The sequence below is a fragment of the Burkholderia sp. KBS0801 genome (genome assembly GCF_005937855.2).
Lineage (GTDB): Bacteria > Pseudomonadota > Gammaproteobacteria > Burkholderiales > Burkholderiaceae > Burkholderia > Burkholderia ambifaria.
Genome location: NZ_CP042177.1, coordinates 2,546,865 through 2,566,290, shown reverse-complemented (window position 1 = coordinate 2,566,290; position 19,426 = coordinate 2,546,865). Strand labels below are relative to the sequence as shown.

The following is a 19,426-nucleotide window of genomic DNA, read 5'->3' as shown; positions in this document are numbered from 1 at the left end:
ATCTATTCATGGCACACGAAACGATGAGCTTTCAGGCAGAGGTCAAGCAACTCCTCCACCTGATGATTCATTCGCTCTACAGCAACAAGGAAATCTTCCTGCGCGAACTGGTGTCGAACGCGTCCGACGCGGCCGACAAGCTGCGTTTCGAAGCGCTCGCGGACAACGCGCTGTACGAGAACGATCCGAACCTGCGCATCCGCATCGGCTTCGACAAGGCCGCCCGCACGATCACGATCGACGACAACGGCATCGGCATGAGCCGCGACGAGGCGATCGCGAACCTCGGCACGATCGCGCGCTCGGGCACCAAGGAATTCTTCACGAAGCTGTCCGGCGACCAGCAGAAGGACGCGGCGCTGATCGGCCAGTTCGGCGTCGGCTTCTACTCGGGCTTCATCGTCGCGGACAAGATCACCGTCGAGACGCGCCGCGCCGGCCTGCCGGCGAACGAAGCCGTGCGCTGGGAAAGCGCGGGCGAGGGCGACTTCACGATCGACGCGATCGAGCGCGCGCAGCGCGGCACGACGATCACGCTGCACCTGCGCGAAGGCGAGGACGAGCTGCTGTCGTCGCACCGCCTGAAGTCGATCATCCAGAAGTATTCCGATCACATCGCGCTGCCGATCCTGATGCAGAAGGAAGAGTGGGATCAGGAAAAGGGCGAGATGGTCCTGAAGGACGAGGACGAGACCGTCAACCAGGCGAGCGCGCTGTGGACGCGTTCGAAGAGCGACATCACCGACGAGCAGTACACGCAGTTCTACCAGCACGTCGCGCACGACCACCAGGATCCGCTCACGTGGACGCACAACCGCGTCGAAGGCCGCAGCGAATACACGCAGCTGCTGTTCGTGCCGGCGCACGCGCCGTTCGATCTTTGGAACCGCGACTACCGCGGCGGTCTGAAGCTGTACGTGAAGCGCGTGTTCATCATGGACGACGCCGAGCAGCTGCTGCCGCAATACCTGCGCTTCGTGAAGGGCGTGGTCGATTCGGCCGACCTGCCGCTGAACGTGTCGCGTGAAATCCTGCAGGAAAGCCGCGACGTGAAGGCGATCCGCGAAGGCGTGACGAAGCGCGCGCTGTCGATGCTCGAGGAGCTCGCGAACGCGGAAGAGGATGCCGGCAAGGAGAAGTACAAGACGTTCTGGAGCGCGTTCGGCCAGGTGCTGAAGGAAGGCCTCGGCGAGGATCACGCGAACCGCGAGCGCATCGCGAAGCTGCTGCGCTTCGCGTCGACGCACGGCGACACGGACGCGCAGGACGTGTCGCTCGCCGACTACGTGTCGCGCATGAAGCCGGAGCAGAGCAAGATCTACTACGTGACCGCCGATACGTGGCAGGCCGCGAAGAACAGCCCGCATCTGGAAGTGTTCCGCAAGAAGGGTGTCGAGGTGCTGCTGCTGACCGATCGCGTCGACGAATGGATGCTGTCGTTCCTGCATGAATTCGACGGCAAGCCGCTCGCGAGCGTCGCCCGCGGCGATCTCGATCTCGGCGAGCTGAACGACGAGGAAAAGAAGGCGCAGGAGCAGGCGGGCGAGGCGATCAAGCCGGTCGTCGAGAAGATGAAGGAAGCGCTCGGCGACAAGGTGAAGGAAGTGCGCGTCACGTTCCGCCTGACCGATTCGCCGTCGTGCCTCGTTGCGGACGACAACGACATGAGCGGCTACCTGCAGCGGATGCTGAAGGCGGCCGGTCAGAACGCGCCGGCGATGCAGCCGATCCTCGAGATCAACCCGGAGCACGCGCTCGTGAAGCAGCTGAACGCCGACAGCGCCAATTTCGGCGACTGGTGCCATCTGCTGTTCGACCAGGCATTGCTGGCCGAAGGCGGGATGCTCGACGATCCGGCGAGCTTCGTGAAGCGGACCAACGCGCTGCTGCTGTCGCGCGCTGCGTGAGCAAGCGGATTCGATTCGACGGCGCACAGGCGGGCTGGCGCGCAACGCCCCGGCCCGGCTGCACGCTCGACCAGCGCGACTGGCTGACGCGCGGCGGTTCGCTGACCGCGCATCTCGCGCGGCTCGGCCGCGTGAGCGTGCGCGTGACGCGAGAGGCCGTCGACTGTCCGTGGTTCGACGAGCCCGACGCGCTCGACAGTGCGCCGCGCGCGCCGATGTGGGTGCGCGAGGTGATCCTGTCGGTCGACGGCACGCCGTACGTCGCCGCGCACAGCATCGCGCCGCTCGCGGCCAGCAAGGGGGTATGGCAGGCGATGCGGCGGTTGCGCACGCGGCCGCTCGCGGAGCTGCTGTACAGCGATCCGCAGGTCGAGCGCTCGGCGCTCGTCAGCCGGCGCGTGATCGCCGGTCATCCGCTGTATGCGCTCGCAAGCCATGCGTTGCAGGGTGCGCGGGCGCCGCACGCGTTCGTCGCGCGGCGCTCGGTGTTCCAGCGGCTCGGCAAGCCGTTGATGGTCACCGAGTGCATGCTGCCCGCGCTGTGGCGCCATCTCGATGCGCATGGCGACGGGCCGCGCGGAGCCGCGTGATGCTGCAAGGTTTTCCGCCGGTCGTCGGGCCGAATACGCACACGATGATTCTCGGCAGCTTTCCAGGCGAGGCGTCGCTCGATGCCGCGCAGTACTACGCGCATCCGCGCAAGATTGGATCGTACAACATTCGAAACTTGGAAGCGGAGTTTATCGAATTCACCCGTGAACTGGATCTATCTCACGTCCTCGGGGACACGTCGGCGGACAACGCTCGTTCCGAAAAAAAGCCAGATTGTCCGCAAGCAATGCAATGCTTGAGGAGGCGCAGACCAAGATGGCGAATCTGTTAAACGCTATCGAGGCAGGTGGCGATATGCCGATCCTGATACAACGCCTGCGTGACGTGGAGGCGCAGGTCAACGACTTGAAGAAGCAGCGGCTCGCCCTGCAAAGCGAGGTCGAAATCCTGACGAATACCAGCCGGGACGAACAGGTGTCGCTTGAGATGCTGAGTCAGCTGATGGAGCAACTGGGATCGAAGGAATCCGATCTCGAAGAAAAGCTGCGTCTGCGTTTTCGGATGCTTGGCGAGGTGCAAAAGGTCGTTCGTCGACTCGATCTGTTTCCTGGTGGCCCCATGCTCGCTCAGGATGAGATCGACGCGTTGCGTAGTCAGTTGCAGTCAGGAGGTTTCGACAATGGCCGGATCGACGACTATCTTACGCAGCTACCCATCAAACCGGATCGATCTGCACGATACTTCATTGCGCATCTGCGCAACGGCATCAGCCGAACCGTTCGGCAAGGACAGGTTATGGAGACGGATTCGGCACGTTCGCAAAAAGTCAGGTCGGCAATCCACGGTGTTGTAAACGAAGAGGCGAATCGCGATGATGAAACGTTGCTTCCCTCCGGTCGTTGACCTCAACACGCGCGTGCTGATTCTCGGCAGCTTGCCTGGCGAAGTATCGCTCGCGCACAACCAATACTACGCACACAAGCAAAATCGGTTCTGGTTGCTCGTCGGCGATGTGGTCGGGCAGAACGTAGTCGATATGAACTATGCCGATCGGCTTCGCACGCTGCTGGAATGCCACATCGGCCTGTGGGACGTTGTCGCCGAGGCTCGACGTACCGGTAGTCTCGATAGCAGTATTCGCGACCATGCGAGCAATGACCTTATCGCGTTGATCGATACGCTGCCTGAGCTCGAAGTGATTGCGTTCAACGGCGGGAAGGCCAAGGCGATAGGTTTACGTGCACTCGGTGTGCATGCGGAGCGATATCAAATTGTCGGGCTTCCATCGAGCAGTCCAGCGTATGCCGCGCTTCCGTACTCGACAAAGCTATCGGCGTGGCGGGAGCTTCGTCGTTGGCTGTTCTCGAATGAACAAGCGCCCGGGGCGGATTTCGGGCCGGTGAGTGTGACCTAGTCCGAAATCTCGACGAGCATCGGGCATTGATATCGCTGAGGTGTATCGTCGTGTTGATCGTCAACGGGCGCTTGTGCGTGATTTTGCAGAGGCCAAATCGATGCAAAAGCGCGATTCGCGCCCGTACCGGGATGCGACATCGCGCTTCAGGGCTGAGACGTCCGCCAATGCAACGGAGGTCAGTCTGGAGCAGCTCGCTAGTGTTTCGAACTACGTTCGCGCACATATGGAGAAGATGAACATGTATCTCGAAACGAGCTTCATGCCGGACGTGTTCGAAGAGGATCGGTTGAGGGTGTTCAATAAGGTCTTGGGCGAGTTCGGCCTCAAGATCAAACGCGAACGCAAGAAGAGAAACCCTCGTTTTATCGTGGACCACGACAAAGTCAGCGAGCTTTCGAAATCGCCACAGGTTCGGGCAGCAGTCGAGGAAATCGGGCAGGCATGAGCCCGCCTGCGGGGTGTACATTTTTGCCGCCACTGGTGAGGATAGTGCTTCTAACAAAACGAACAGCTATCTGAGGGGGCGACTGCAAAAATGTACACCTCGGGACGGACCATCCAGGGCGGCGTCTGGCAACGGCCTGAGTTGACCAGTCCAGCCAGCCGCCCGCCCGTCCCTGGCGGCGACCCGGGCGGCTTGGCTCACGCCTCTCTTTCCGATACCGTACCCTGTACCGCTTGGAAAAAATATGGGGCACAATAAAGCGAATCAAGAATCGGACCATATGAGATGAAATCGTCATCGAAGGACATCCGGGAGTCGAATGGTATCGGGACTGTCAGAGAACGGGTTCGTAGAATATTTTCTAAATGGTCAGTTTGGCAACGGCTTGGTCATTGCCGCCAATTCATCCAAGACGGGGAGGGTGATGATTGGAGGAGCAGTGATCAAGCACAGAATGATCGCGTTCGCCTTCCTGACGATGAAGTCGTGCAGATTCCAGTCATTACGATAGTGGAGCTGTATACGCCTTCGCAGATCAACGGGCTACTCAAGGGGATTAGAGGGTTAGGGTGGGAGCATGGTAGAACGCGGTCTGACGATCTGTTGAAGTGGGCGAATGAGGTTCGACAAGGCCGCAGTGCTGGATCGATCAATTTGGGGTTGGTTGGGGCAAAGGGTGCTAAGCATTATTTGATGCAAGAGCGCACCGCCGATCTGCCAGTAGGGGTACGCGCGGCATTCCCAACATTAATGACCTTGACGCCAAGTATCACCGCGATGGTGATGAGTTTCATTCTGGATGATGAGTTCGCGGCAAGGATTAATAAACCACTTCACCACTCTTATGCCACCCACGTTGAAACTCATTCGAGCTTTCGTTGGTGGAATATCATATCGTATGTTTTGTTTGGAGGGGATATAAAATTCTCGAGAACAATTCATAATCCAATGAATCAACAGCGTAATGCGGTTGCGTTGTGCATTGATGTACAGGAGGATGCTTGTGCTCGATGGGTGCGAGAGAGTCTTCCGGGAATATTTTCGTCGGGAATACGAGGGAAGCCACTTCCATCTGCAATTTTATTTGTAACGGAAAAGACGGAATTTTCGAGTGAGGCAACTCGGTATCATGCAGCATTTGATGGTATAGGGTTGAATAATTTTTTTGATGCGTGGCGGTCTGACGAGTGGCCGAACGTGAGGCTCTTCCTATCTCGGTCTTGGGATGATGCAAGTATGCGTCTCACGTTTGCTTGCTCTCGCAAGAATGCCTTTCCCATCAATGCGATGTATCGAGAGCCGGAATCAAATTGGACTATTGCGTATCGGACGCACGAAAAAATTGCGCAACTTGCGGTGCGATGGGCGTTGTCCTGTCTACTGGATGGTTACCATGAACAGTTGTCAGAATTGAGAGATCAGTCGGCCATCGATCATTCACATCGAACAGTTAGAGACCTGAAGCGACTTCGACATCTCGTCCGCACGAAGTTCTATGACATTGTTACGTCTGCACACGACGCCGACGATTTTGCGCAATCTGATTCAGATTTTTGCTTCGATGTTTTGAATTTTGAGAATGTGGAAAGTGCCAAGCGCGGACAAAAATTCTACCTGTTGAATGCGCTTCGATCGGGGCAACGTAGCCGCGCGCAGCAATTGCTTCGTGAAGCAAATCTTTTGCAGTCGCTTCTTTCGGTCAGTAGCGATCTATCTCAAACTATAACGAATATAAAGATCCAGAGATCAATTATAGCTTTGACTATTATTTCCGTTGTTATTGGGGCCGTGACGTTGTGGGAAACGATCCATCCGGTGCATTGAGTCGTCGCTGTCCTTGTGAGCGGATCGGCGGGAAACTTTTTTTGAACTGCCGTTCGAGAATGTTTAGGAAATACAAGAAGTAAACATTCCAAACCCTGAAGCCAGCCTGCCAGTGTTCGATCCCATCGAGGCTGGATATAATGTTTATAAATTGTTCGGATAGCGAAATTTTTAAACATTTTGAGGTGTTCGATGCGAGAGGGGCAGGCGAAAGTGCTCTCCGATTCGGAGTTCCGTCGTGTCGTCAACTTAGTGAAGAAGGAAGCCCATGCGACGCGAAACGTCGCGGTTCTCTATTGTTCGTTCGGACTCGGGCTGCGTGCGAAAGAGATGGCATCGCTTCGCATTCGGCATGTGCTCGATGACGGTGGGAAACTGCTGGACGAAATCGACCTCGATGGTTCGATGACGAAGGGCAAGAAACAGCGCCACGCCTATCTGACGAACCCGAAGGTTGCCGATGCGATTCGGGACTATCTCGATGAACGACGAAGCGTCGAAGGCATCCTGTTCAACTACGATGCGCCGCTGTTCCGTTCGCAGAAGGATGGTCAGTTCACGCCGAACACGCTGCAACAGCTTTTCCAGCGCATGTACTCTAAGGCACGATTGCAGGGCGCATCGAGCCATTCGGGTCGTCGCACGTTTGCGACGGTCTTGATTGAGAAGGGGGTGGACATCAAGGCCGTATCGACATTGATGGGCCATGCGTCGATTGCGATGACGGCTCGCTATGTCGAAGACAATCCGGTCAGACTGAAACAGATCAGTGCAGATATCATGTGATTTTTGTGCTTCCACTAATTCGATTGGTCGATGATATCGTCGGTTGAGTGCCGAACGTTGGTTTGCTATGCGGCTGCTTCGACCAACACTTTGACCATCTTTCATGTACGGAAAAGCGGAAACGCCGCGAGCCCGAGCCAGCTTATGACAATGACAGAAGACGAGCGCCAAAATCTTCGAATTTCAATTCGTCAGCTAGAAGCCACTGGACCAAACGCGCTACGCCCGCAAGACGCCGAGCGCGTCCTGGGGCAGATCTTGCAGCCGTTGCTTCGAGAGGAAGGCTATGCAATCGAGTCTACCAGTGGTCGCGCCGACGAGGGATTTGACTATATCGCTCGTCGAGAGGCGAAAGGGGTACGGGGATCAGACGAAATCGCGATCGAATACAAGCACTACCAGCAGAGCGCTGTCGGTACGGATGTTGTCCGAAGGCTCCTTGGTACAACGGCGAGCCGTGGGATACCTCGTGCAATGCTGGTCACAAATGCGCGGTTCACTTACACCGCGCGCGAAAGAGTGCGCGCGAGTGCGCCGGTGGGCCTGGAGTTGCTCGATTTAGACGGACTCCGTTCCTGGCTACGCCGGGCCGAGGACGTACCGGCGATGGAGTTGTCGCAGGTCGACATCATTAGAAGAGGCTTCAGTCGTGAATTGATCAATATGATCGCACTCGATCCGAGGACTCTCGATGAGATCGAGTGGCGAGAGATGGAGCGCCTGCTCGCTGAAGCCTTCGAAGGACTGGGATTTGGCATTGAACTGACGCCGGGCAGCAAGGACGGCGGCAAAGACCTCATCCTTACGTGCAGGATCGCTGCAAAAGAGCACACATACTATGTCGAGGTGAAGCACTGGCGATGTGGAACCCGAGTTGGAACGGGGGCTGTCAGCGATTTTTTGAACGTCATTGTGAATGAAGAGGTTGACGGCGGGTTGTATCTATCGACTTCCGGTTTTTGTTCTTCAGCTATTGAAACTTTGACGGAAGTACAACGATCGACACTCAAGTTCGGGGCAGAGCAAAAAATCGTATCGCTGTGCCAGTCATACGTCAAAACGACCTCCGGTATTTGGTCACCTGAGCCCTCGCCACTCAACGTTCTTTATGCCGATACTCTTTGATGGACAAGTTTTTTGAAAATTTGCTTTCGGAGGGCGACAGTTAAAGCGGCGACGGGGTTGACGTGAGCGGTTGCGCGGTCGCTTTGTGATGTCAAATTAGCCAAAACATCAAGAGTACATCTGCATATGAATGACTTCGGTCGACAGGAAACGAATCGAAGCACGAGAACAACAGAAGAGTCGCAACTGCCCGGCACAAGACGAATCATCCTATTCTGTGCTACATCTGTATTGTTGCTGTGATGCTCCGAGCCGGATCCCGCCTCACACAGGCCGTCTGATCTATTGACGTCGGTCTCATGAGCAATCTTTCTTGTCGGGCTGGCATACTGTTGACAACGTGTAGATCGGGTGATGACTTCTATGACGGGAAGGACAATGAGTGAATCAGAACTTCGTGATCTGATTGCTAGGGATGTTTCGGTGCTCGAATCCGGATTAACTCTCCTGAACAAAGAACAATATATCCCCAATTTGTTGGGTACGAGGAGCTATATAGATCTATATGCTAGAGATCGCGATGGTCATCATGTGCTTATTGAATTAAAGCGAAGTAACGCCGCAGCACGTGATGCGATCCACGAAATTCACAAGTATGTTGAGGGAGTTAAACAACATTTCGGTGCACGTGACGACGAGATTCGAGTGTTTGTGGCATCTACGGAGTGGAAAGAGCTGACTGTTCCGTTTTCTCGCTTTGCGACGGATACGGCAATGTCTGTCACTGGCCTCCAGATACACGTAGATGAGGTGGATGATATTAGCGTAACTCGTGTCCCGGTCTTGCCGATGTCGCAAGGCCGATTCATCGCGCCTTGGCACGATGTGAATTGGTATTCAGATGAAGATGGGTTGAAAAAAGGGCTTGCGTCTATAGATGCTTGTTGTCAAGCCAAGGGTATTGTCGATTATATTGTTATCGTTTTGCGGCCTCCAAAGCCTATTCATTCGGAACATCAGGCGAAGATGCGCGCGTCGCTGATGCAGATCGCGACTATGCAGGGACTAAGCGTGAGACCGGGTGCTGAGGTGCTACCCACATACGGGTACATAGCCTATTTCGCGATGCATGCGTTGTCGGCGAGTCAATATATGGCTATTTTGAAACGTGACGCCAGCGCGTTGGAAGAGGCGGATAACGTGCTGGGCGGTATGGACGATGAGGAAGCGCTTCAGTACTTGAACGAATCGGTCTCGGCCCTTGAGCCTCGCCCGGACAATGATCATTACGAGATTGGGTATCCCGCTAAATTTTCGAAGTATCTCGATGGAGACCAGTGCAATGTGGAAGTGGTGCGTCGCTATGGCATGTTTGAGCGCAATACCTTGCTCACTGATGACGACATCATTTCGGAAGTGCGAGGAGAAGATGGGGCGACAGGCCAGCGGTTTAAAAGAACACTCAATGTCGCGAATCGTGCACATATGGCCGCGGCACGAACTGATATTGCAAGATGCCTTGATCAGAATCCTGCTTGGAAAAGCCATGTCCTTCGTGCGTTAGAGGACATTGAGCGCGAATTCCCGGAAGCGGATATTAAGGTGTCAATTTTCAATCCTGCCACTGGGATCTTCACCCCGTATTTAGTTGCGACACGCGAAGAGGGACTTCTTTTCCTCCCGACGTACCATGTTATCGTCCATAATCCAGAGCCTAGTCGTATGTACTTCGGGGCATTGCAAGCAAACGGCTCGGCTCTGACGTTTAAGCAATTGCTGAACAAGTATTACGATGGCCGTTTAGATGGCTTGCTGATGACGATGACATGGGGAGGATACGAGTCGCGTGATGCTGACATCGTTGAGGATTTTGGTGCTAGCTATCGATCTTTTCGTTTCGAAATTAAGGAAAGAAAGTTCTTTTCATTCCGCGATGATCGGTGGCGAAGTGCCGATGAAGTCCATTTCATCGGTTTGGCCAACGAGTATTTTGAAAAGAATGCGAAGCTGGTGAATGTGATTGTCGGAAAGATTGCGCCAAGAGAAAGCAATGGAATATTCGATTCGAGTTCGACGGAATTGATTTTGGATGGTATGGCCGATTTGACGCGTGGTCTTCAAGAGCAGCAGTTCTTTGGAAATCCTCCAGAGGAATGCGATATATGCAGTTGCCCGCTTTCTGAAGAAAAGTACATGGTTGACGGCGCCGTTCAGAGCGCCGGTGGAGCGTGGGCCTGTATGTGCGGGGATTGCTTCGTAACCCAAGGCAAAGGGCTGGGGCTGGGTGTTGGTCAACTGTATCTACGGCATGCCGATGCTTGGCTAAAGGTGGCCGGATAGCCCGGTAACGTACAGGGGGCATGCGGCAGGACCGTGAGTGACGGCTAGCCGCTTGTTTGGGTGTCAAATTGACCAAAACATCAAGAATTCGATCGCATATTAAATCTGGTCGATGCAATGCGTAGAAGCGCAAGAAGCCATACCTAGTGGAACATGTATTCAATGGCACGTTCGGTGATTGTCGACCCTATTGGCTCGGCAAGCCTTGGTGTATTGTGGCGTGGCGCGCTATCGGAACCATATTGTGAGAGATTATCGTCATGGATTGTTGCTACATGTGTGAAAGGCCCCCCACCTCTCGTGAACATGTGCCTCCGCGCTGTTTGTTCCCGGAAGGCAAAGACATGGATGGTGAGCTTTACCGGCACAACCTAATCACGGTGCCGTCATGCGATCTGCATAATTCGGCGAAGTCGCACGATGACGAGTTCTTGATGGTCAGCCTTGCCGGGATTATTGGAAATAATTCGATTGGCTATCGACACAAGTTCGGCAAGGTTAACAAAGCAGTTCGCCGTAGTGCGAATCGTTTACTTGAAGAGGTGTTCGTCAAGAAGAAGCACGTGTTTGTAGTTGAGGTCGAACCAAACAAGTTCATCGACGTGATTTGGGGGACGCCTGATGCTGAAAGACTACGTCGTTGCTTCGAGTACATTGTTCGCGGTTTGCACACGCATCACTTCGGCATGTCTTTTAGGGGGGAGGTTCGTGTGCATTTGGGCTACCTCTATCCAGAGGAGAAGAACGCTAGGGCGTTTGCAGGACTTGTAAAGCGGAAGATGGAGATTGAGCTTGATGGCAAGCCGAAGTTTGGGGAAAACCCGGGGGTCTTCTTTTATCAGGTAACAGAAGAGGATCGGTTCGGCCTCTACGCTATGCGTTTGTGCTTTTACGGTGGCCTAGACGTTTACGCTTCACTAAAGCCGGACGGTACCGCAATGCCGGCTGATTTGGGCATGGAACTCCTGAAGCGCGGCATTCCAACCGTGGTCACGCTCGGGGAGACGCAATTCGTATTCAATGACGTTGGTTCCGCGGATCAATCGGATGATGTTGGTAGCGGCGGATAGCTCAGGCTAGATTTTTGGCTCCGGGCAAGGGCACGCCAATTACGTGTGACCACGATGGGGTTGCGTTGCCTGAGCGGCGACGGTGGGAGCTACAGGATTTGTGGAGCGAGGCGACGGGCCGGGCAGAACCTCGCAGGTGTCAAATTGACCAAAACACTAATCAGTTCTGGCGGTTGCTCGGTGCGGTGCTCGGCGAGCCCGGGCTGCACGAGCTTGCGTACGACGCGCGGCTCGAACGTGTGCTTTCGCATGGCATCGGCATCTGGGATGTCCTCGATGCATGCCATCGGCAAGGCAGTCTCGATTCGGCGATCCGGAATGCGAAGCCGAACGACTTTGCGTCGTTGCGCGAGCATGCGCCGTTGCTGAAGAAGGTCTGTTTCAACGGGAAGACGGCGGGGCGCTTTGCCGACGTGATCGGGCAGGCCGGGTATGAAACGCTGGTGCTGCCTTCGTCGAGCCCGGCGAATGCGATGCTGTCGTTCGAGCAGAAGCTGGAGCAGTGGCGGCACATTGCTCGCTGAGCGGCCAAGCGGCACTCACGGCCAGCGCTGCGAAGGCGTTGGCAGGGCGTGATCGTCAGGCGGCGAATACGACTTCGATATGCCCTTCGACGTCCGACTGACGATCCGGTCCGACGACAATTTGCACGTCGCGTCCGAGCTTCGCCAGACATTCGAGCATCTTCGTTTCGCTGACGCCGCGAAACTGCCCGCGCAGCATGTTCGACAGTTTCGGCTGCGTCATGCCGAGCAGCCGGGCCGCGTGCTGCTGCGTCCATTTGCGCGCCTTGATGATCTCCGCGATCTTCGCGGCGAGTTGAGCCTTCACTCGCATTTCGTCGGCATCGCGCATGCCCAGGTCAGCGTAGACGTTCGTGCTGCCCTGTTCGATTTCGATCATCGCCTTTCTCCTTTTGCGTGAGCCTCGGCCGCTTTCAGACGTTCGCGGACCAGATCGCCGTCCGGCTTGGGTGTCGCGATGCCGCTCGATGATTTCTTCTGAAAGCAGTGCAGCACGTAGACGCTGTTGCCGAGTTTCACTGTGTATACGGCGCGGTACGTGCCGTTGTCTTCCGATTCCACGATCTCGAGCACGCCGGCCGATCCGAATCCTCTCAATGGCTTGGCCTGATCGTGCTTGCGTCCCGTCTGGGCCAGATACAGTGCATAGCCGAACGTGTCCTGCACGGCTTCGGGCATGGCTTTCAGGTCCTTGCGCGCTGAGCCGAGCCAGTAGAGCGGTTTGGTGTACGGGTCCATTGATGAATTTATCCCTATTTGGGTATATTTTCAAGGTGCGCGCGGGAAACGATGCAGCCGTTCGTGTGCGGCGTCAGGAGCGGGGCAGTCGGGTGGTGAACACGACAGGCAAGGTCGGTTCAGCGCTTGGGTTGGTTGTGTCGACGGCGAGCGCGCATGCGCGATATGCCGGCCCGCGACCGTTGCTTCACATTCTTGCGTTGCGTGGAGGCTTGGGACAATTCAGCCGTTCGATAGAGCGCGGTCGCTGCGTATCGATGGTGGAGCGAGGGTGGTTATTCCGGATACGTATCGCGCCTCGTAATCACTCGTCCTTCCCCCATCTCCACCGGGGCTTCTCGCCCTTGATCCAGCAAACGGCAGTCAGCAGCGCGACCAACACAACGATGCAGGTGCCGTACGCAAGCGGCGACCGTTTCGGCGGCAGAAGCCATGCAGTGACGCCGATCCCGATCGCGAACAGCAGCAACACGACCCAACCTTGCCACGCGACCGGCAAACCCCATCCCCATCCGTAGCGCTTGGCCGGAAACCAGATTTTTTTGTCGTTCGAGGTCATATGACGCCCTGTCGTGAGTGGTAGTCCAAGGATCGTCACCGTTCGGCACGTCCTGCGCTTGCCTTGCGGCCGACCCCCACCCACCAATGCTATCCTCTCGTCCGCTCATCCGGCATCACCCAGCATCACCCTGCGAGATTCAATCATGTCCCGACTCATCAAGCGCGCGTCCGCTGAGGCGCGCGCGTTCAAGCAACGCAAGGCGTCCGCCTACAACGGCTCCGAGAAGCTCCAGCCGCCGCGCATGAAGCGCCGCCCGGAAATCGACGAACACGACGACGTGCCCGTGCTCGAAGCGCCGCGCAAGCCGCGCTTCGCGCCCGTCACGTTCTCGGAAGAGCGCGGCGTGCGCTTCCTGCACTTCGGCACCGAATGGGTGCAGGGCGCGATGCGGATCTCGAAGCCGCTGCACATCGAGCTCGAATACGCGCAGCAGATGATGGCATGGCTGCTGTTCCTCGAAACGCCCGAGCGGATCGTCCAGCTCGGGCTCGGCACCGGCGCGCTGACCAAGTTCTCGCACCGCTTCCTGCCGCACGCGAAGGTCGAGGCCGTCGAACTGAACCCGGCCGTGATCGTCGCGGCGCGCACGATGTTCGCGCTGCCGCCCGACGACGAACGCCTCGTCGTGCACGAAGCCGACGCATGGGACTTCGTCAACGATCCGGCCAACCGCGGCACGACGGGCGCGCTGCAGATCGACCTGTACGACGCGACCGCGCGCGGCCCGGTGCTCGATAGCGTCGCGTTCTACCGCGCGGTGCGCGGCTGCCTCGCCGATGCGGGCATCGCGACGATCAACCTGTTCGGCGACCATCCGAGCTTCGTGCGCAACATGAAGCACCTGAACGCGGCGTTCGACCATCGCGTGATCGCGCTGCCGGAAGTGCACGACGGCAACCGCATCGCGATCGCGTTCTCGGGCCCCGTGCTCGACGTGTCGTTCGCGCAGCTGGAAGCGCGCGCGAAGCTGATCGAGGACACGCTGAAGCTGCCCGCGCGCAAGTGGCTGAAAGCTTTGAAAGAAACGACCGGCGCACGCGAATCCTCGTTCGCGATCTGACGCTCGTGCACCGGCCGCATGTCGGTGCAACCGCACGACTGGGGGCGGATCACCTCGGGTTCGCCCCTGCTTGACCGCGTGCTCGCGGCTCCTATACTGGCGCGAAGCCAGGGGAGCCGCAGCCTACCCGTTTCGCCGCTCCTCCCGGCGCCGTACCCGCTCAACAAGATCGATAACCGGGAAACAAGAGGAGACGTCATGGCTCACGATGCCGACGCCAATCGGGCCGCCAAGCGCTGGCTCTGGCTGCTGGTGCTGCCGCTGATCGCGATGGTCTGGGTACCGTCGTACAGCAAGATCGAGCCGCAATGGTTCGGCTTTCCGTTTTTCTACTGGTACCAGCTGCTGTGGGTCTTCATTAGCGCGGTGATTACCGCGTTCGTCTATTTCAAGACCAAGAACGCGTGGAAGGCGAGCGGCCCGCAGGGAGGTGCGCAATGAACCTCGGCGCAACCTTCGTCTTCGTGCTGCTGTTCATCGGCGTCACGATCATCGGTTTCCTGGCCGCGAACTGGCGGCGCGGCGATCTCGCCCATCTCGACGAATGGGGCCTGGGCGGCCGCCGCTTCGGCACGATCGTCACGTGGTTCCTGCTCGGCGGCGACCTCTACACGGCCTATACGTTCGTCGCGGTGCCCGCGCTGGTGTTCGGCGCCGGTGCGATGGGCTTCTTCGCGCTGCCCTACACGATCCTGATCTATCCGTTCGCGTTCGTCGTCTTCCCGAAGCTGTGGAGCATCGCGAAGCGCCACGGCTACGTGACGGCCGCCGACTTCGTGAACGCACGCTACGGCAGCCGGATGCTCGCGCTCGCGATCGCGGTGACGGGCATCCTCGCGACGATGCCGTACATCGCGCTGCAGCTCGTCGGCATCGAAGTCGTGATCGGCGCGCTCGGTTTCGACACGACCGGCTTCGTCGGCGACCTGCCGCTGATCATCGCGTTCGCGATCCTCGCCGCGTACACGTACACGTCGGGGTTGCGCGCGCCCGCGATGATCGCGATCGTGAAGGACGTCCTGATCTACATCACGATCGCGGCAGCGGTCATCGTGATCCCCGCGAAGCTCGGCGGCTTCGGACACATCTTCGCGTCGGTGCCGCCGGCCAAGCTGCTGCTGAAGGCCCCTGACGCGACGAGCCTGAACGGCTACAGCGCGTACGCGACGCTCGCGATCGGTTCCGCGCTCGCGCTGTTCCTGTATCCGCACTCGGTCACGGCGATCCTGTCGTCGTCGTCGGGCAACTCGATCCGCCGCAACATGGCGATGCTGCCCGCGTACTCGTTCGTGCTCGGCCTGCTCGCGCTGCTCGGCTACATGGCGCTCGCGGCGGGCGTGAAGGACATGCCGCAGTACGCGCCGTACTTCAAGGCGTTCGGCCCGAACTTCGCGGTGCCCGCGCTGTTCCTCGAGTATTTCCCGTCGTGGTTCGTCGGCGTCGCGTTCGCGGCGATCGGCATCGGCGCGCTGGTGCCGGCGGCGATCATGTCGATCGCGGCCTCGAACCTGTACACGCGCAACATCCACCGCGAGTTCGTGAACCGCAACATGACGCACGCGCAGGAGACGCACGTCGCGAAGCTCGTGTCGCTGATCGTGAAGGTCGGTGCGGTCGCGTTCATCCTCGGCTTGCCGCTGACGTATGCGATCCAGCTGCAGCTGCTCGGCGGGATCTGGATCATCCAGACGCTGCCGGCGATCGTGCTCGGCCTGTACACGCGCATGCTCGACCATCGCGGCCTGCTGGCCGGCTGGGCGGCAGGCATCGTGTGCGGCACGTGGATGGCGATCTCGCTGAAGCTGGCCGGATCGATCTTCACGATCCATCTGTTCGGTCTCGCGATTCCCGGCTACGCGGCCGTGTGGTCGCTGATCGTGAACCTGGTGGTGTCGGTGGCGGTGAGCGTGCTGGTGCGCGTGATGGGCATGGCGCATGCGGAGGACCGCACGCGGCCGGAGGATTATCTCGACGTGGTCGAGAGCTGATACGGGTGGCGCGGCCGCGGGCCGCGCATCGCGCCGCAACAACGACGCCCGTCACTGCGAAGTGGCGGGCGTTTTCGCTGGCGTCAGCCGTGCGCGCGTTTCGCGAGATCCTCGCGCTGCGACAGATCCTCGACGTTGACCATCCAGTGCACGCCGAAACGATCCTTCGCCATCCCGAAGCCGAGCGCCCAGAACGTCTTGCCGAACGGCATCGTCACTTCGCCACCGTCGGCGAGCGCATTGAACAGCTTCTGGCCTTCCTCGACCGTCGCCGGGTTCAGCGACAGCGAATAGCCGGCGTGCGTGCCGCCGCCCGGCTGGCTGCAGTCGCCATCCGAGCACATGATCATCGAGTCGCCGATCGTGAAGCTCGCATGCATCACCTTGTCGGCCATTTCCGGCGTCATCGGGTAATCGGGATTCGGCGGCGCATCCTTGAAATGCATCTTGAACATCGTCTTCGCGCCGAGCGCCTTTTCGTAGAACTGAAGGGCTTCTTCCGCGCGGCCGTAGAACGTCAGGTACGGTTGGACTTGCATCGTTGTCTCCTGTTGACCGGGCTGGCATGTCGGGGCCGGCCCGGGTACTTCGGCGATTGACCGGGAAGAGCGCGTCGGGATGCGGCCGGCGCACTCGTGACGTGGATTGTAGTGCGCGCGCTTGACGATGGAATGAAAAATAAAACGGCCGCGAATACGAGGTTCGCGGCCGTTCGCGGCGCTTGCTGACGGCTGTTGTCAGCGTTGCTGACAGTTCAACTGACAGCAGTTATGCGCGGTGCGGATCAGCGCAGCGAGTCGATCAGCTTTTCGAGCTTCACCGCGTCGGCGGCGAACACGCGGATGCCTTCGGACAGCTTTTCCGTCGCCATTGCTTCGTCGTTCAGCTGGAAGCGGAACGAGGCCTCGTCGATCGCGACGCGCTCCGTCGGCTTGTCGTGCAGCGCGTCCGGCGACAGCTTGCGCTCGACCGTGTCGTTGCTGTCCTGCAGCTTCTGCAGCAAGTCGGGGCTGATCGTCAGCAGGTCGCAGCCCGCGAGCTCGGTGATCTGGCTCGTCGTGCGGAAGCTCGCGCCCATCACTTCGGTGTTGTAGCCGAACGTCTTGTAGTACGTGTAGATGCGGCGCACCGACTGCACGCCCGGATCGTTCGCGCCGCCGTTCTTCGCCTCGTCCCAGTCGGCGCCGGCCTGCTTCTTGTACCAGTCGTAGATACGGCCGACGAACGGCGAGATCAGCTGCGCGCCGGCTTCCGCGCTCGCGGCGGCCTGCACGAGCGAGAAAAGCAGGGTCATGTTGCACTTGATCCCTTCCTTCTGCAGCACTTCGGCCGCGCGGATGCCTTCCCACGTCGACGCGAGCTTGATCAGGATGCGCTCGCGGCCGATGCCGGCGTCTTCGTACAGCTTGATGAGTTCGCGACCCTTGTCGATCGAGCGCTGCGTGTCGAACGACAGGCGCGCGTCGACCTCGGTCGACACGCGACCCGGGATCAGCTTCAGGATCTCGGTGCCGAATGCGATCAGCAGGCGGTCGATGATGAAATCGGCGGGTTCGTCGCGGTGATCGCGGACGGTTTTCTCGAGGATCGGTTTGTACGCGTCCTTCTGGACGGCCTTCAGGATCAGCGACGGGTTCGTGGTCGCGTCCTGCGGCTTGTATTGCGCAAGCTGCTGGAAATCGCCCGTGTCGGCGACGACGGTCGTGTACTGCTTCAGCTGGTCGAGTGCGGTAGTCATGGCGATTCGGGAGGAGGGCGCGGGGCGCCGGGGTTCTCACGGGCCGCGCGAGCGCGGCGGCGAAGCGAAGCGGCGCCGGGCGCCGCCTCCGATTCATCATTTTAGGCCCGATTCGTGTCGCGCACGTTTTGGCGTGCCGTTTGCAGGGCGGGCCCCGCCGTGCGGCGCTACGCGGGACGCCGCGCGTTCAGGATCACCTGCGTGACGATCCCCGCGACGAGCCCCCAGAACGCCGAGCCGATCGACAGCAGCGTGAGTCCCGACGCGGTGACCATGAACGTGACGAGCGCGGCTTCGCGCTGCTTCACGTCCTGCATCGCGTTCGCGAGCCCGCTCATGATCGACCCGAACAGCGCGAGCGCGGCGACCGACACGACGAGCGCCTTCGGCAGCGCCGCGAAGAGCGCGGCGATCGTCGCGCCGAAGATCCCGGCGATCAGGTAGAACGTGCCGCACCACACGGCGGCCGTGTAGCGCTTCGCGTGCTCCTCGTGCGCTTCGGGGCCGGTGCAGATCGCCGCGGTGATCGCCGCGAGGTTCACGCCGTGCGAGCCGAACGGCGCGAGCAGCAGCGATGCGAGGCCGGTAGTCGCGATCAGCGGCGACGATGGTGTCGAGTAGCCGTCCGCACGCAGCACCGCGATGCCCGGCACGTTCTGCGACGCCATCGCGACGACGAACAGCGGAATGCCGATGCTGACGATCGACGCGAGCGAGAACGCGGGCATCGTGAACACGGGCTGCGCGAGCGCGATGTGGAAGCGGCTGAAGTCGAGCAGGCCGAGGCCGCCCGCCACCGCGGTGCCGACGATCAGCGTCGTGACGATCGCGTAGCGCGGCGCGAGCCGCTTGACGATCAGGTACGTGAAGAACATCGCGAGCACGAGCGCGGTCTGGAACTGCGCGGCGCGGAAGATCTCGATGCCGATCTCGAACAGGATGCCCGCGAGCAGCGCGGCCGCGATGCCGGCCGGAATGCGCCGCATCAGCGTGTCGAACAGCCCGCTCACGCCGACCGCGGTCAGCAGCAGCGCGCACACGACGAACGCGCCGATCGCCTCGGGATACGGCACGCCGGGCAGCGACGCGATCAGCAGCGCGGCGCCGGGTGTCGACCATGCGACCACGACGGGCGCGCGAAAGCGCAGCGACAGCCCGATCGTCGTCAGCGCCATGCCGATCGACAGCGCCCAGATCCACGACGAGATCTGCGCATCGCTCAGGTGCGCGGCGCGACCGGCCTGGAACATCAGCACGAGCGAGCTCGTGTAGCCCGTCATCATCGCGACGAAGCCGGCGACGAGCGCGGAGACGGACGTATCGGTGAAAAAGCGGCGGCCGCCGGCGCGCGCTGCGCTCGCGGTGGGCGAAGGGTTCATGCTATCTCCGGGGGAGGGCCGCTCGGAGCGG

The 19,426-nt window shown here is 59.2% G+C and carries 20 protein-coding genes and 1 pseudogene; 15 read left to right on the top strand and 6 right to left on the bottom strand.

Annotated features, from left to right (window positions below; all coding sequences use genetic code 11):
• Positions 1-8 precede the first annotated feature (8 nt).
• From htpG to FFI87_RS12155, 12 genes and pseudogenes are all read left to right on the top strand, one after another.
• A complete protein-coding gene (gene htpG, locus FFI87_RS12210) occupies positions 9-1,907 on the top strand; it encodes a molecular chaperone HtpG (protein ID WP_012364385.1) in 1,899 nt (632 codons plus the stop codon).
• Between the two features lie 8 nt (positions 1,908-1,915).
• Positions 1,916-2,497 (top strand): chorismate--pyruvate lyase family protein, encoded by a 582-nt coding sequence (locus tag FFI87_RS12205; protein WP_138848469.1) that lies wholly within the window; start codon positions 1,916-1,918, stop codon positions 2,495-2,497.
• Positions 2,449-2,607 (top strand): annotated as a pseudogene (locus FFI87_RS12200) (DNA-deoxyinosine glycosylase); the annotation flags it as partial. The gene FFI87_RS12205 and the pseudogene FFI87_RS12200, both read left to right, overlap by 49 nt.
• Positions 2,608-2,774: 167 nt before the next feature.
• Positions 2,775-3,362 (top strand): hypothetical protein, encoded by a 588-nt coding sequence (locus FFI87_RS12195; protein ID WP_138847367.1) that lies wholly within the window; start codon positions 2,775-2,777, stop codon positions 3,360-3,362.
• Positions 3,331-3,873, top strand: coding sequence for a DNA-deoxyinosine glycosylase (locus tag FFI87_RS12190; protein WP_138847368.1), 543 nt, complete (start codon positions 3,331-3,333; stop codon positions 3,871-3,873). Before FFI87_RS12195 ends, FFI87_RS12190 begins: the two co-directional genes overlap by 32 nt.
• Positions 3,874-3,913: 40 nt before the next feature.
• Positions 3,914-4,321, top strand: coding sequence for a hypothetical protein (locus FFI87_RS12185; protein WP_138847369.1), 408 nt, complete (start codon positions 3,914-3,916; stop codon positions 4,319-4,321).
• 486 nt (positions 4,322-4,807) lie between these two features.
• The gene (locus FFI87_RS12180) at positions 4,808-6,145 is read left to right on the top strand and encodes a hypothetical protein (protein WP_138847370.1); all 1,338 of its coding nucleotides are present in this window, start codon (positions 4,808-4,810) and stop codon (positions 6,143-6,145) included.
• Between the two features lie 192 nt (positions 6,146-6,337).
• Positions 6,338-6,931 (top strand): tyrosine-type recombinase/integrase, encoded by a 594-nt coding sequence (locus FFI87_RS12175; protein WP_138847371.1) that lies wholly within the window; start codon positions 6,338-6,340, stop codon positions 6,929-6,931.
• 144 nt (positions 6,932-7,075) lie between these two features.
• The gene (locus FFI87_RS12170) at positions 7,076-8,056 is read left to right on the top strand and encodes a restriction endonuclease (RefSeq protein WP_261378229.1); all 981 of its coding nucleotides are present in this window, start codon (positions 7,076-7,078) and stop codon (positions 8,054-8,056) included.
• 378 nt (positions 8,057-8,434) lie between these two features.
• Complete coding sequence (locus tag FFI87_RS12165) at positions 8,435-10,336, top strand: endonuclease NucS domain-containing protein (protein WP_186381700.1); 1,902 nt, start codon at positions 8,435-8,437, stop codon at positions 10,334-10,336.
• Positions 10,337-10,680: 344 nt separating this feature from the next.
• On the top strand, positions 10,681-11,406 hold the full coding sequence (locus FFI87_RS12160; RefSeq protein ID WP_222430035.1) for a hypothetical protein: 726 nt from the start codon (positions 10,681-10,683) through the stop codon (positions 11,404-11,406).
• A gap of 98 nt (positions 11,407-11,504) precedes the next feature.
• A complete protein-coding gene (locus tag FFI87_RS12155) occupies positions 11,505-11,930 on the top strand; it encodes a DNA-deoxyinosine glycosylase (RefSeq protein ID WP_261378228.1) in 426 nt (141 codons plus the stop codon).
• A gap of 55 nt (positions 11,931-11,985) precedes the next feature.
• Here the strand turns inward: FFI87_RS12155 and FFI87_RS12150 are convergent, their stop codons facing one another.
• The 3 genes from FFI87_RS12150 to FFI87_RS12140 all read right to left on the bottom strand — a co-directional run bounded on the left by FFI87_RS12150 (position 11,986) and on the right by FFI87_RS12140 (position 13,227).
• Positions 11,986-12,309, bottom strand: coding sequence for a helix-turn-helix domain-containing protein (locus FFI87_RS12150; RefSeq protein ID WP_138847374.1), 324 nt, complete (start codon positions 12,307-12,309; stop codon positions 11,986-11,988).
• Positions 12,306-12,668, bottom strand: a complete 363-nt coding sequence (locus tag FFI87_RS12145) for a type II toxin-antitoxin system RelE/ParE family toxin (protein ID WP_175739552.1) — start codon at positions 12,666-12,668, stop codon at positions 12,306-12,308. Before FFI87_RS12145 ends, FFI87_RS12150 begins: the two co-directional genes overlap by 4 nt.
• A 304-nt stretch (positions 12,669-12,972) precedes the next feature.
• A complete protein-coding gene (locus FFI87_RS12140; RefSeq protein WP_138847376.1) occupies positions 12,973-13,227 on the bottom strand; it encodes a hypothetical protein in 255 nt (84 codons plus the stop codon).
• Between the two features lie 145 nt (positions 13,228-13,372).
• Here FFI87_RS12140 and FFI87_RS12135 point away from each other — a divergent pair, with 145 nt between their 5' ends.
• From FFI87_RS12135 to mctP, 3 genes are all read left to right on the top strand, one after another.
• A complete protein-coding gene (locus tag FFI87_RS12135) occupies positions 13,373-14,290 on the top strand; it encodes a spermidine synthase (protein ID WP_138847377.1) in 918 nt (305 codons plus the stop codon).
• 198 nt (positions 14,291-14,488) lie between these two features.
• The gene (locus FFI87_RS12130) at positions 14,489-14,731 is read left to right on the top strand and encodes a DUF3311 domain-containing protein (protein ID WP_006754439.1); all 243 of its coding nucleotides are present in this window, start codon (positions 14,489-14,491) and stop codon (positions 14,729-14,731) included.
• Positions 14,728-16,278, top strand: coding sequence for a monocarboxylate uptake permease MctP (gene mctP, locus FFI87_RS12125; RefSeq protein WP_012364381.1), 1,551 nt, complete (start codon positions 14,728-14,730; stop codon positions 16,276-16,278). The genes FFI87_RS12130 and mctP overlap by 4 nt, the downstream gene beginning before the upstream one ends.
• An 83-nt stretch (positions 16,279-16,361) precedes the next feature.
• Here the strand turns inward: mctP and FFI87_RS12120 are convergent, their stop codons facing one another.
• The 3 genes from FFI87_RS12120 to FFI87_RS12110 form a co-directional block, all read right to left on the bottom strand.
• Positions 16,362-16,817 carry a VOC family protein gene (locus tag FFI87_RS12120; RefSeq protein ID WP_138847378.1) on the bottom strand — a complete coding sequence of 152 codons (456 nt, stop codon included), beginning with the start codon at positions 16,815-16,817 and terminating at the stop codon, positions 16,362-16,364.
• Positions 16,818-17,062: 245 nt separating this feature from the next.
• Positions 17,063-18,016, bottom strand: a complete 954-nt coding sequence (tal, locus tag FFI87_RS12115) for a transaldolase (protein ID WP_012364379.1) — start codon at positions 18,014-18,016, stop codon at positions 17,063-17,065.
• 167 nt (positions 18,017-18,183) lie between these two features.
• A complete protein-coding gene (locus FFI87_RS12110; RefSeq protein WP_006761213.1) occupies positions 18,184-19,395 on the bottom strand; it encodes a benzoate/H(+) symporter BenE family transporter in 1,212 nt (403 codons plus the stop codon).
• Between the last annotated feature and the right edge of the window lie 31 nt (positions 19,396-19,426).